This window comes from Streptomyces sp. NBC_00354 (assembly GCF_036106915.1).
GTDB lineage: Bacteria > Actinomycetota > Actinomycetes > Streptomycetales > Streptomycetaceae > Streptomyces.
The window spans coordinates 2,154,318-2,166,615 of record NZ_CP107983.1 but is presented as its reverse complement, the minus strand read 5'-3'; the positions used below and the strand labels follow the sequence as shown (position 1 = coordinate 2,166,615).

Annotated in this window: 9 protein-coding genes; 2 read left to right on the top strand and 7 right to left on the bottom strand. The window is 70.3% G+C overall.

All coding sequences use genetic code 11. The features are described from left to right. The first annotated feature begins 115 nt into the window (after positions 1–115). Complete coding sequence (locus tag OHT74_RS09715; protein ID WP_266672605.1) at positions 116–1,603, top strand: amino acid permease; 1,488 nt, start codon at positions 116–118, stop codon at positions 1,601–1,603. An 87-nt stretch (positions 1,604–1,690) separates the two neighbouring features. On the opposite strand, the gene OHT74_RS09710 is transcribed toward OHT74_RS09715, so the two are convergent. Further along, entirely contained in the window at positions 1,691–2,758 is a 1,068-nt protein-coding gene (locus OHT74_RS09710) for an LCP family protein (protein WP_328620040.1), read from the bottom strand. Between the two features lie 221 nt (positions 2,759–2,979). Here OHT74_RS09710 and OHT74_RS09705 point away from each other — a divergent pair, with 221 nt between their 5' ends. Further along, a complete protein-coding gene (locus OHT74_RS09705; RefSeq protein WP_328620039.1) occupies positions 2,980–4,032 on the top strand; it encodes a hypothetical protein in 1,053 nt (350 codons plus the stop codon). A gap of 75 nt (positions 4,033–4,107) precedes the next feature. On the opposite strand, the gene OHT74_RS09700 is transcribed toward OHT74_RS09705, so the two are convergent. The 6 genes from OHT74_RS09700 to OHT74_RS09675 all read right to left on the bottom strand — a co-directional run bounded on the left by OHT74_RS09700 (position 4,108) and on the right by OHT74_RS09675 (position 12,148). After that, entirely contained in the window at positions 4,108–5,709 is a 1,602-nt protein-coding gene (locus tag OHT74_RS09700; RefSeq protein WP_328620038.1) for a glycosyltransferase family 2 protein, read from the bottom strand. 16 nt (positions 5,710–5,725) lie between these two features. Next, complete coding sequence (locus OHT74_RS09695) at positions 5,726–6,526, bottom strand: Ig-like domain-containing protein (protein WP_328620037.1); 801 nt, start codon at positions 6,524–6,526, stop codon at positions 5,726–5,728. After that, positions 6,523–7,341 (bottom strand): rhamnogalacturonan acetylesterase, encoded by an 819-nt coding sequence (locus tag OHT74_RS09690; protein WP_328620036.1) that lies wholly within the window; start codon positions 7,339–7,341, stop codon positions 6,523–6,525. The genes OHT74_RS09695 and OHT74_RS09690 overlap by 4 nt, the downstream gene beginning before the upstream one ends. A gap of 2 nt (positions 7,342–7,343) precedes the next feature. Further along, positions 7,344–8,849: a bifunctional cytidylyltransferase/SDR family oxidoreductase gene (locus OHT74_RS09685; protein WP_266997576.1), complete on the bottom strand. Its 1,506-nt coding sequence runs from the start codon at positions 8,847–8,849 to the stop codon at positions 7,344–7,346. A gap of 93 nt (positions 8,850–8,942) precedes the next feature. Continuing rightward, complete coding sequence (locus tag OHT74_RS09680) at positions 8,943–10,937, bottom strand: hypothetical protein (RefSeq protein WP_266662618.1); 1,995 nt, start codon at positions 10,935–10,937, stop codon at positions 8,943–8,945. 170 nt (positions 10,938–11,107) lie between these two features. After that, positions 11,108–12,148, bottom strand: a complete 1,041-nt coding sequence (locus OHT74_RS09675; RefSeq protein ID WP_328620035.1) for a phage baseplate protein — start codon at positions 12,146–12,148, stop codon at positions 11,108–11,110. Positions 12,149–12,298 lie beyond the last annotated feature (150 nt).

The following is a 12,298-nucleotide window of genomic DNA, read 5'->3' as shown; positions in this document are numbered from 1 at the left end:
TAGATCGCCGCGCGGTTGCACGTCACGGGCCGGGAGATCACCCTTGAAGGGGTGGGCCTCCCGGCCCGTTCGCGTGCGTCGACACCTGTTCGGAGGTGCGTCGGTGAGTAGGGATATGAACAGCCCCTTCCGCACCAAGACGGTGGAGCAGTCCATCCGTGACACGGAGGAGCCGGAACACGCGCTCCGGAAGTCGCTCTCCGCCTGGGACCTGACGGTTTTCGGTGTGGGTGTCATCATTGGCACCGGCATCTTCGTCCTCACGGGCATCGCGGCCCGGAACAACGCCGGACCCGCCACCTCTCTCGCCTTCGTGGCGGCGGGCATCGTCTGCGCTCTCGCGGCGCTCTGCTACGCCGAGTTCGCGTCCACCGTGCCGGTGGCCGGATCCGCGTACACCTTCTCGTACGCCTCGATCGGTGAGCTGCCCGCCTGGATCATCGGCTGGGACCTGGTGCTGGAGTTCGCACTCGGCACGGCGGTGGTCGCGGTCGGCTGGTCCGGGTACGTGCGCCACCTCATGGACACCAACCTCGGCTGGACCCTGCCGACCTCCCTGTCCGGCCCCGATGCCGGCGGCCACTTCGACCTGCTGGCGTTCCTGCTGGTCCTGGTGCTGACGTGGATCCTGGTCGTCGGGACGAAGCTCTCGGCCCGCATCACTGCGGTCGTCGTCGCCATCAAGGTCACGGTCGTGCTGCTGGTCATCGTCGCGGGCCTGTTCTTCATCAAGGCCGACAACTACTCGCCGTTCATCCCGCCGGCCCAGCCACAGGCCGAGGGCGTCAGCGGCTGGCACTCGCCCCTGGTCCAGTTGCTCTTCGGCTACGCGCCCACGAACTTCGGCGTCATGGGCATCTTCACGGCGGCCTCGCTCATCTTCTTCGCCTTCATCGGCTTCGACGTGGTGGCGACGGCGGCCGAGGAGACCAAGAATCCCCAGCGGGACATGCCGCGCGGCATCCTCGGCTCGCTGCTGGTCTGCACCGTGCTCTACGTCGCCGTGACCCTGGTGGTCACCGGCATGCAGAAGTACTCGGAGATGTCCCCGACCGCGCCGCTCGCCGAAGCCTTCAAATCGGTGAACCAGCCATTCTTCTCGGGCGCCATCAGCCTCGGCGCGGCCGTCGGTCTGATCACCGTGTGCATGATCCTGCTGCTCGGCCAGACCCGCGTATTCTTCGCGATGAGCCGTGACGGACTGCTGCCGCGGGTCTTCTCCGTGACGCACCCGAAGTACCGCACCCCCTACCGGGCGACCCTGCTGCTCGGCGGGATCATCGCGATCGTCGCGGGCTTCACCAGCCTGGAGACCCTCGCGGAACTGGTGAACATCGGCACCCTGTTCGCCTTCGTGGTGGTCGCACTGGGCGTGATCGTCCTGCGCAAGACCCGCCCCGACCTGCACCGGTCCTTCCGCACCCCGTGGGTGCCGTTCGTCCCGATCGTGTCGATCGCGGCCTCGTTCTGGCTGATGCTCAACCTGCCGGCCGAGACCTGGCTGCGCTTCGGCATCTGGATGGTCATCGGCATCATCGTCTACTTCGCCTACGGCTACCGCAACAGCCGGCTGCACAAGGTCGGCCAGAACGCGGAGTTCTGAGCGCCGGCCGTACCCCGCACATGACGCGGCGGGCCCGTACGGGAGTGATTCCCGTACGGGCCCGCCGCGTCGTACGACGGCCGGGGCTCAGCCCTTGGCGGGGGACTTCTTCGCCTCCGCCGGGATCTTCTGGTCGGTGCGCAGGGCCTCCCAGAGCTGGCCCGCCTGCGGCTCGGCGACGACCACGCGGTTCGGGTCCACTTTGTCGTAGGCGACCGGAAGCATGATCGTCTCCATGGTGTCCGGGTCCACGCCCTTCATGCTCTGGGCGAAGTCGGCCAGGGAGGTGAGGGAGGCGAGGTCGGAGTCGGTGGTCAGCGACTTCGTGCCGGCGTCGGCGAGCTTGTAGAGCCGGGCCGGGTTGCCGAGCGCGTCCTGCTTCTTGATCTCCGACAGCATCGCCATCATGAACTGCTGCTGGAGCCCTATGCGCCCGAGGTCGCTGCCGTCGCCGTAGCCGTAGCGGGTACGGACGAACTTCAGCGAGTCGGCGCCGTTCAGGCGGTGCGTGCCGGCGTCGAGCTTGAGGCCGCCCTTCGCTCCGCTCATCGGCTTGTCCAGGGTGACGGTGACCCCGCCGAGCGCGTCCACCAGGCCCTTGAACCCGGCGAAGTCGACCTCGACGAAGTGGTCCACGCGGACCCCGGACATCTGCTCCACGGTCTTGACCACGCAGGCCGGTCCGGCCAGCGAGTAGACCGAGTTGAACATGACCCGGTTCGCGGCCTTGACGGTCTTGCCGTCGGCGTCCTTGCATTCGGGCCGGCTGATCAGGGTGTCGCGCGGGATGCTCACCGCGGTGGCCTTGGACCGGCCCTCGGGTATGTGCACCAGCATGGCGGTGTCCGAGCGGGCGCCGCTCACATCGCCGTGGTCGAGGTCCGCGTTGGCCCCGGCGCGCGAGTCGGAGCCGAGTACGAGGACGTTCTGCGCACCCGCGACGACCTTCTTCGGGCGGTTGTCGCCGATCGCCTGGTCCAGGTCGACGCTGTCGATGTTGCCGTTGAGATGGCTGTAGGCCCACCAGCCCGCGCCACCGGCCGCGAGGATGAGCACGGCCACCGTCAGCAGCACGATTCGCAGGGCACGTCGCCTGCCGCCGCGCCGCGGCTTGCGCCGGGACGGGGGGGTGGTGGCCGAGGGCCGGTCGGTCATGGAGGCAGAGCCCTTCTATTATCGATGGGGTGCATCATAAGACACACTTTCGAGTGGCTGGTTCTTTCCGGTGAAGAGCCCCGTCACGTGAGCAGGACATACTCGGCAGAAGGGTGGACAGTGGCGTGATCCGAGGCAAAAGCGGTAGCCGGGGCGCCACTTCCGACGGCACGACGCAGGATGCGGCCCCGGGCGGACCAGGTTCCCGCCGGTCACCGTCGGTGGCCGGAAACTGGCTGTTCAATGGCGGCGACGGCCGCCTGACGGCCTACGCGTGCACCCCGCACGGCCTGCTGCGCTGGACCGAGGCCGCGGCCCCCCGCGCCGGCTGGACCGGCCCCGACGTGTTCGAGATCCCGGGCTGGCTGGGCACCGTCTCGATGGCACAGAGCCGCGAGGGGTACGTGCACTTCGTCGCCCTGCGGACCGTCCAGGACGGCTCGGAGGGGCCGGAGGTCATCGTCTCCACCCAGTTCCAGCCGGGCCGGGGAATGATCGACTGGCACAGCCTCGGCACCCCCGGCCTGCGCGGCGGCCCCGCCGACGAACGGCTGGCCGGCCCGCCGCGCATCGCCGTCAACCAGCGCTCGGGCTCCACGCACGTCCTCGTCTCCCTGCGCCACGGCGGCGTCCTGCGGCGCAGCCGCAACGCCGAGGGCGCGTGGGGCGGCTGGAAGCAGGTGGCGCCGGAGCCGTACGCGGGCGACGTGGCCCCGCTCATGTCGGTGGGCGGGCCGCTCGAGCTGCTCGCCCTCGGCCGGGCCGGAGCCGACCGCTGGGTGGGTGTCGGCCAGGGCCGCTTCCAGCTCGCCGACCGCATCCCCACGCCGGTCGTTCCCGGCACCCCGGTCCTGTGCGAGACGGGCCCGCGCAGGGTGACGTACTTCTGGCGCTACCCGGGCGACGGCTCGCTGGTCGCCTGGCGGGCCGGGCAGCCGGGCGCACAGGGCGGCGGCCTGATGGCCCTCGGCGGCGCCGGCGGAACGGGCGCGCCGGGCGTGGTCCGGGCCGTCATCGGCGGCTACGACTGCACGGTGCTCGCGCAGACCGGCGCCGAGGGGGACATCGAACTCACCGCCTACGTCACCGAGAACGAGGGCTACGGCACCTGGTGGGCCTCCCTCGGCGGCCATGGCGCGCACGCGCCCCAGGTGGCGGTCGACGCGGCAGGCCGCATCGTCGTGGCCGCCCTCGACGCGGACGGCGCACTGATCTGCACCCGGCAGGACACGACCCAGCAGGGGCTGGTCTTCGGCCCCTGGGACGCCGCCTGAGGCGGACGCGGGCGCGGGGCGGGTAGGCCGCGGGACGGGCGGGCAGGCCGTCCCGGCCGTCCCGCGGCCCTGCCGTCAGGCGTGCCGCGGCAGCGGCGTCCGCTGCGACACCTCGATGCTGAGACCCCCGGACTCCGTGTAGTACGGGGTGGCCGCCAGCTCGAAGCCCTGCGTACCGGGCGCGGCCGCGATCCGCACCGGCATCCGGGCCGTCGTGTCGAGCTCCTCGGCGCGCCGCGGGCCGAGCCGCACCTCCTGGGTCACGCCCTCGAAGCCGACCGCGAGGTGCAGGTCCCAGGTGCCCGGCGGGAGCGGCCAGCCGCTCGAGGTCTGCGCCAGGTTGACCCGGCAGGAGAAGCGGCCCATCGCCCGGGGCCTGCCCTTGGCATTGGTCAGCTCGTCGTCCCTGCGGGCCGTGACGGGGCAGCTCTCCATCGCACCGCTCGTCCGCTCGCGCAGCACCACCCGGGTGGCGCGGTCCTTCGTCGACAGCTGCTCGAAGAACGCGAAGCCCTCCAGCAGCAGCATCGGCCCGTCCCAGCGGGCCTTCTCCAACTGGTGGGTGACCGTCATGTCGCCGGTGATGTCGAACAGCTCGTCCGGCAGGGCGACCTGCGGGTCGCGGAAGAACGGCAGCGTCGTGTACACCCGGCCGTTCTCCACCGTCTTGCGGACGGCCGGACGCTCCTTGTCCGCCTCGAAGGCGGCCATGCGCTGCGCCTCGGCGAAGCGGCCCTGCGCCAGCAGGGCGAACCGTACGGCCACCATGCGCGGCAGCAGCGCCAGCGCCCCCGGGGACGCCTGGGTGCGCAGCACCTCGGCGGCGGCCCACAGCGCCTGGTCCCGCTCCGCCGCATCGGTGGCGGACATCAGCGCGGCCGCGGTCGCCTTGCCGAGCTCCACCTCCAGGTGGCGGGACTGGAGCTTGTCCCGGCGCGGCCCCTCGGGCAGCTGCGAGCCGACCAGGGCCAGCATCCGGGAGACCAGGGCGACCCGGTCCGGCAGCGTCGCCCGCTCCGCCGGCGAGGGGCCCTTGACCACGCAGGTCGCGTCGCCGACGACCGAGACGTTGTCGGCCCCGATGAAGGCGCCGGCCGTGAAGGCCTGGTCGTCGCCGATCACCATGTCGGTGGGGAAGGCCAGCCCGCGGCGCTGCAGCAGGCTGGTGCGGAACAGCTTGTCCGGCGTCAGCGACCAGTAGACGCGCGAGGCGTACACATCGGTGTAGGCCTGGTTCTTGCGGAACATCGACGTCGCGACCGCATGCCGGCCCGAGCTCTCCAGCTTGCCGAGCACGACATCGGCCTCGTTCGCGTCGGCCGCGGCGACCATCCGCTCCAGTGCGTCGGGCGCCAGCCGGTCCGTGGCGTCCAGGAAGATGACGTACCGTCCGCGCACCTGGCTCAGCGCCCAGTTGCGGGCGGCCGCCGGACTCAGCCCGTGCGACACCTGCCCCACGCGGACGAAGGCGGGGTACTGGTGCGCCGCGCGCGCGAGCACGGACCCGCTCTCGTCGGTCGAGCCGTCGTCGACGCCGATGATCTCCAGTCGCTCCGTACCGATGGACTGCACGAAGACGGAAGCCAGGCAGGCGTCGAGCGCCGCGGCCTGATTGCAGACCCGGACGGCGACCGTCACGTCCTTGACGTCGGTGGGGCCGACGACGGCGGTGTTCATGATGTCGGGATCCTCGTCAGTTCTGCGGAGCGGCGGGGCGGGGCCACGGCATCTCCCCGGTGAGTTCGGGCCATTGCCAAGGACGCGGGGCGCTGTCCGACGGATGCTGCGGGAAGGCGCCCGGGATGTGCTCCAAGGAGCCCACGAAGACGTTCACGTGCGAGGTCGGCTTGGCGGCCGCAGCCGTGCTCACCGTGTACTCGAACCGGTCGTAGCCGGTGAAACCGGGGGCGGGCGCGTACGTGACCCAGCCGTCCTGCGACAGCTGCGCCCGGCCGCCCCGCGGCTGTGTCACGGAGACGGCCGTGCTTCCCGCCGGCGCGGCCGAGAGCACGTTGACGGTGCCCGGCCGGTCCGGTTCGGTCGTGATCCGCAGGCCACGGGCGGTGGCCGGCCGCAGCGGCAGGGGCTCGGCGGCGAGTTTCCCCGTCCGTACGAGCTTGCGGCCCGAGGCGTCCGGGATGCCCACGAGGATCCGGGGCCGGATGCTGCGTGCCGTGGCCGAGTCGCCGACGCGCAGGTGCAGGACCCCCGTCGTCTGCTCCCCGGCGTCGGCGCGGGCCCGGAACCAGCGCTGGCGGGGGAAGTACTCCAGTCCCTGCACGCCGACGATCTCGCCGACGGCGGTCAGCGGTTCCTCCGCCAGGTAGGCGCAGCCGCGCGAGGCGCCCTGATCGGGTGCGACGGACAGGCCGAACTGGACGGTCTCGCCCGGGGAGACACCGCGGCGCGGGTCGGCGGAGCTGTAAAGGGCCGCGTACACGGCGCCCAGTGACGGGGTGTCGCCGACGGCCTGCCCGCGGCGGAGGAGGTTCACGCGCTGGACTCCTTGCGTGCCGCGGGCTCGGACACCCGGGACTTCGTACGGTGCGAGAACGTCTCCTCGTCCAGCCAGCCCATCTCCTCGTAGGAGAACCGGCGGCGGTCGAGGTCGCGGACCCACGGGGAGGGGATGACGCCCTGCTCGGCGAGGCTGCGGGCGACGAACCGGGCGCACTCGATCGCGCCCTCCGCGCGCAGGTGCACGTTGTCCCCGTCCTGGACGTTCTCCAGCAGCGGCTCACCGGGCCGCAGATAGGTGAAGACGAGCTTGGACGGCTCCGGCCCGAGCTCCTCCCACCACTGCACGCTCTGGCCGTACAGGTCGACGACCGGAACGTGCTCGTCCTCGGCCAGCTGCCGGGCCGCGAGCGGGTAGTCGCCCAGGAAGCGGGCGACGTTGCCGTGCGCGTCCATGCGGCGCCGTTCGTACGGCAACAGGATCACCGGGTGGGCCTGGCGCTCGCGCGCGCCGTGCACGAAGGCGGCCATGTTCTCCTGGAACGTGGAGAACGGCTTGGTGTGCAGGCCGGGGTCGGTCTTCCAGTCGATCTGGCCGAAGCCGAACAGCAGGTAGTCGCCGGGCTCCAGGTTGTCGAGGATCCACTGGAGCCGGCCGCGCTCGCGGAAGCTCTTCGAGCTCGCGCGGGCGCGGGCACAGTTGACGACCTCGACCGCATCGGTGAGGAAGAGGGGCAGTGCCTGGGCCCAGCCCACCATCGGCAGATAGCTGTACGGCCGGGTGACCGCCTCGGAGTCGCCGGCCACGAAGATCCTCCGCGGCGGCTGCTGCTGTCCGGGTGTGTACGTCACGCCTAGACCCCCTGGTCCTCCGTGGTCTGGATCAGTACGGACGCCAGCGCCGCCTCGAAGCCGGAACGCTGCGCCGGCGTCGTCGTCGGGTCCTGCTTGCGTACGTCGATCACGTGGCCGGTCATCTCGGACAGCAGCACGTCCAGGGAGGTCAGGGCGACCGACTCGGACGTGAGCAGCGAGGCCGAGGGCTCCTGGCCGAACGCCTTCGTGCGCATCGGGGTGGCCGTGCGCTCCGGGTTCACGCAGTTGACGCGGATGCCGTCCTCGGCCCACTCGTCGGCCAGCGCCTGGGTCAGGTTGACCATGGCGGCCTTGGTCGAGGAGTACAGGCTGTACTCGGCGCGGCCGCGGGTGTAGCTGCTGGAGGTGAAGAGCAGCAGCTGGCCCTGGGTCTCGCTCAGGTACTTGTACGAGGTCCGGGCGATGTTCACGGGCGCGAGGTAGTTGACCTCGAGCGCTTCGCGGATCGTGTCGTTGTCGGTCGCGTCGAGGCGGCCGACGCGCAGCACGCCGGCGGTGTTGACGACGTAGTCGATGCGGCCGGTCTCGGCGTAGGCCTTGGCCAGGGCCTCCTCGACGTGGTCGAGGTTCTCGACGTGCGTGCCGGTGGTGGAGCGGCCCAGGGCGAAGACGCGGGCGCCGAAGCCCTCCGCGATGCGGGAGATGTCGGCGCCGATGCCGTACGAGCCGCCGAAGACCACCATCGTCTTGCCGGCCAGCTGCTCGCGGTACGCGGCCTCGCCGGCCTGGGCGGGCGCGGCGTGGGAGGCGAGCTGGAACAGCTTGTCGGCGATGAAGACGTCGACGGGCTGGGTGACCTTCATGTTGTAGTCGTCGCCGGTGACCACGTGGACCGGGACGTCGGGCAGGTACTTCACGACGACGGAGCAGTCGTCGGTGGCCTGGAAGGAGGGGTCCGCGGCCGCCCGCTCGTACGCGGCGCGGATCGTGGAGAGCCGGAAGCCCTGCGGGGTCTGGCCGCGGCGCAGCCGGGAGCGGTCGGGGACCTCGGTGATGAACTCGCCGTCGTCGCCGTGGGTGCGGGTCACGATGACGGTGTCGGAGGACGGGATGGCGACGTCGACGGCCTGGTAGCGCTCGAGGGACTCGACGCATTCGCGCACCACGCGCTGCGAGAGCAGCGGGCGCACCGCGTCGTGGAACAGGAGGTTGCAGTCCTCGCCCTCGCCGAGCCCGGCGGCCGCGGCCTCGATGGCGATCCGGGTGGTCTCGCTGCGGGTCGAGCCGCCGGCCAGGACCCGGGTGACCTTGCCCAGCCGGGCCCGCTCGACGATGCGGCGGGCGTCCTCCACGAACGCGGGCGTCATGAGGAGGATCACCTCGTCGACGTCCGGCGCGTTCTCGAAGACGTGGAGCGTGTGCTCCAGGATCGGCTTGCCGGCGATCTTGAGCAGCTGCTTCGGTATCTCGAGACCGATGCGCTGGCCGGTGCCCCCAGCGAGAACGACGGCGACGGTGCGGTGGGGGACGGGCCTGGAGGACAAGGCTCCTTCTTCCTGAGCTGAGGGGTGCGGCACGGCGGTCGGGCAGGGCGGTGGGTGGACGGGCGGTGCGACTCGAGCACCGGGGAGGCCCGCCTACACGGGGTAGGGGGCCTGCTCCGGGTACTCGATGGGGAAGTCGCGCAGCCCCCGCCGGTAGAGGTTGTTGGCGGCCGCGTTGAAGCGGACGATCGACGGCGGGTACTCCTCGCCGAGGAGGTACTCCTTGAGCTGCTCGCGGTACGGGGCCATGAGGTCCTCGCGCGGGTTCAGCGTGGCCTCGATGGCCTCGGCGAGACCGTTGCAGTCCCCGTCCAGCAGGTACGAGGCGTACGCCGTCCGCTGCTCGTTGCGGAACTGGTCGTCCGGCAGGCCGTCGAGGTTGAAGATCGCGTACGGCTTCAGGGTCGCGACGAAGTCGGAGACGACGCTGGACATGTCGCCGATGAGCAGGTCGGACTGGTTGAAGCAGTCGTACAGGGCCGGGATCCGCTCGGTCACCACGTGGTGCGCGCCGTCGGGAACGGCGCTCCAGTACAGGGCGCCGGCCTGGTTGCGGCTGCGCCGGATGCGCGCGGTCCGCTCCTCCTCGGTGAGGTCCGGGTACTTGGAGCGGACGCCGCGCTCGGAGAGGTCGGCGATGCGCTGGTCGATCCGGGCGAGCTTCTTGGCGGCGGCCTTGGAGTCGGTGAGGTTGCGGCCGAAGCGCCGGGCGTTGTCCTCCTCGAGGAGGGCGATGACGCGGCGGTGGGCGGCGGCGGCCTCGGCGGAGCGCGAGCCGGTGAGCGGGTGCGGCTTGTAGATGATGCGGATGTCGCGCTCGTAGTCGAGCAGCGCCTTGATCAGCTTCTCGCCGGCCGGGATGACCGAGGTGTAGCAGGCGTCGTCGGTCCAGCCCTCCCAGGTGGGGGCGTAGATGACGGTGGGCACGGGGCCCGCGACCCGGCCGGTCCAGCGGTGCAGGGGCATCAGCTGGGGTCGGCCGACCTCGACGATCTGGTGGTGCGACACGGCGTGCTTGATGCGCTCGTAGCGGTCGCGGCCGGCCCGGCCGGCCACCCAGATCTCGTCGAAGACCTTGCTGACCCGGTTGCTGCTCGCGAGCTTGTCGCTGTCGCCGTGGCCGATGAAGACGTGCTTGACCTCGGCGCGCTGCAGCATGTGCACGTTCTTGCCGGCGTTGCCGGGGTAGAGGGCGACACGGAGTTCGTTCATCTCGATACGTGCGAGATTGTCCGCCTTCGGAATGCAGATGACGGGAACCGAGGTGGCGTCCAGGTAGCGCAGGGTGGCTCGCTCGCGCAGCACGATGATGGGCCGCAGCTCCAGCGACTCCAGCGACTCCAGCCACATGTTCACCTGGTACATGAAGTCTTTGGAGACGGCGGCGAAGGTGAAGTAGAGCGCGACCTGGGGGCGGTATTCCGCCAGCTGGTGGTTGAGCTCCTCGATGGCCTCGTCGGTGGTGGGCAGCTTGAGCGCGTTGCGCGCATCGGGCACCAGCACCAGCAGCGAGAAATAGGCGAGGAAGACGGTGGTGATCATGCCGTACGTGACGAAGCGCCAGTCGTCCGTCGCGATGGTGGTGAGCGAGCCGGCCACCAGCGGGATGTCCAGGTGCAGCGTCTTGCGGACGTGCTTGTTCATCAGGAACGGGTGCGGCATGCGGCGGATGCCGAGCGCCTCCAGGTCCAGCCCGCGCGTGGTGAACGGAAGTTCGTTGCGCATCTTGCGGACGTGCTTGAGGAGCGCCCCGTACGCGAGCTGCAGGATGAACAGGAGGAGCAGGCCGATGGTCGTCATCTGCGCCACGAACGACTCGATGTCGGCGATGGCGCCGCACAGGCCCAGCAGCAGGAACTGCCGGATCAGGAAGCGCATGGTGAGGCCGAAGCGCGAGTCGCGCAGCTTCTCCAGCGTCGGCGACTCGGTGTTGTGGAGCATCAGGTCGGCGACGTAGCTGAGCGCGGCGCAGCCTGCGAACAGGGGGAGCGAGACGAAGGCGACGGCGACCAGCATCCCGACGAAGCTGAGGATGAGCCCAGCCGTGATCAGAACGCCGAGCACGGCTCGCAGCCGCTTGGAGCCCATGGTGCGGTGCCTCCCCCGTGGAGGTATAAGGATCCTGTGAAGTGTCGCAGTAGTATAAGCAGCCTCATGGATGGCTCTAGAACGCCTGGTGAACCACAGGCCAATGATTTAGGGCATCTTCACAAATACATGTGACATCAGTCCCTCTTGAGCCCCTCCTGCACGGATCCTCAGAGGGTGTAGCGATACAGCGCCAGCTCGCGCCGGTCCTTCGCCTTCACGGAAAATCCGACGCACAATGCCGGCCGTCCGCCGGCCAGGCTGACCGCGATTCCCTCCGGCTCCCGGTAGGCCAGATCCGGTGCCACGGTCACGAGGTGACGTCCTTGTGCCTTGCCGGTGCGGACGTCAATTGCCGAGACATATGTATTTCCGCCGGACTTCCGCGGATTGTCCCCGTTCTGCCCGGTATACGGGTTGCCGGTCAGTACGTAGACGAAGTCCCCGTACAGCGCGCAGCCCTGGAACCACTCCTCTTCCTGGACCTGCACCCCGGCCTTGATGACCTGTGCGGGGTTGAAGCTCCCGGTCAGGAAATCCGCCATCCCGTACACCGAGAACCGGTGCACGCCCTCCTCCTCGTGGCTCACCAGGACCCGTTCGCCGGGCAGGTCGAGCGCGGGGGAGACATCGGTGGATCCGGGAACCGGATCGAAATGGTGGACGGATTCGTCGGAACTGTCGAGGACCGAACCGTCCTTGAACGGCACCCGGACCACCGTGCGGCCGTAGCCGCTCTCGGCGTCGGCCCTGCCCTCCACCCATATGTACGTGCGCTGGCCCGTCGGCTCGACGCCGCAGGAAATTCCGTGGCCGAAGCCGCGCAGATACATGTGCCCGAGCGTTTTCCCGGAACTGCTCAGCCGGGTCAGGCACATATCGCCGGAGGTCTTGCGGCCGCCCGAGTCGACCGCGTCCTCCTCGTCGTCGAGCCGGATACCGGCCTGGACGGTCTGCAGGGTGTAGACCTGACCGTTCGTGTCGTCGAACGCGAACGACTGAGGACCCGTCGTATTGAACAGCGGAGTCGAAGCGAGCAGCTCTGCACCGGTCGACATGTCGAACTCGCCGACCACCGGCCGGGAATCGTCCTGCTCGCCGGCCCCGGCGCGCAGCGCCCAGGACAGACCGCTCGTGGTGAGGCCGGCGGCCACAGCGCCGCCCGCGAACAGCAGGGTCCGGCGGCTGAAAGGTGTCTTGCCATCCGCCATGGACCTTATTCTGCCAGCCCGGACGGGCGGTTTCCGCGCCGGGCCCCGCTGCGGGTCCCGCCCCGCCCCGCAGAACGGCGGACGCCCGCCCCCACGAGGGGGGCGGGCGTCCGCGGTGCTCACGCACCGCCCGGGGTACGGGCGTACGTA

What these genes read in the sequence shown, in the direction of transcription:
- OHT74_RS09700 (WP_328620038.1), bottom strand. Translation starts at nt 5,709, where the DNA reads ATGAACACCGCCGTCGTCGGCCCCACCGACGTCAAGGACGTGACGGTC.
- OHT74_RS09715 (WP_266672605.1), top strand. Translation starts at nt 116, where the DNA reads ATGAACAGCCCCTTCCGCACCAAGACGGTGGAGCAGTCCATCCGTGAC.
- OHT74_RS09710 (WP_328620040.1), bottom strand. Translation starts at nt 2,758, where the DNA reads ATGACCGACCGGCCCTCGGCCACCACCCCCCCGTCCCGGCGCAAGCCG.
- OHT74_RS09675 (WP_328620035.1), bottom strand. Translation starts at nt 12,148, where the DNA reads ATGGCGGATGGCAAGACACCTTTCAGCCGCCGGACCCTGCTGTTCGCG.
- OHT74_RS09680 (WP_266662618.1), bottom strand. Translation starts at nt 10,937, where the DNA reads ATGGGCTCCAAGCGGCTGCGAGCCGTGCTCGGCGTTCTGATCACGGCT.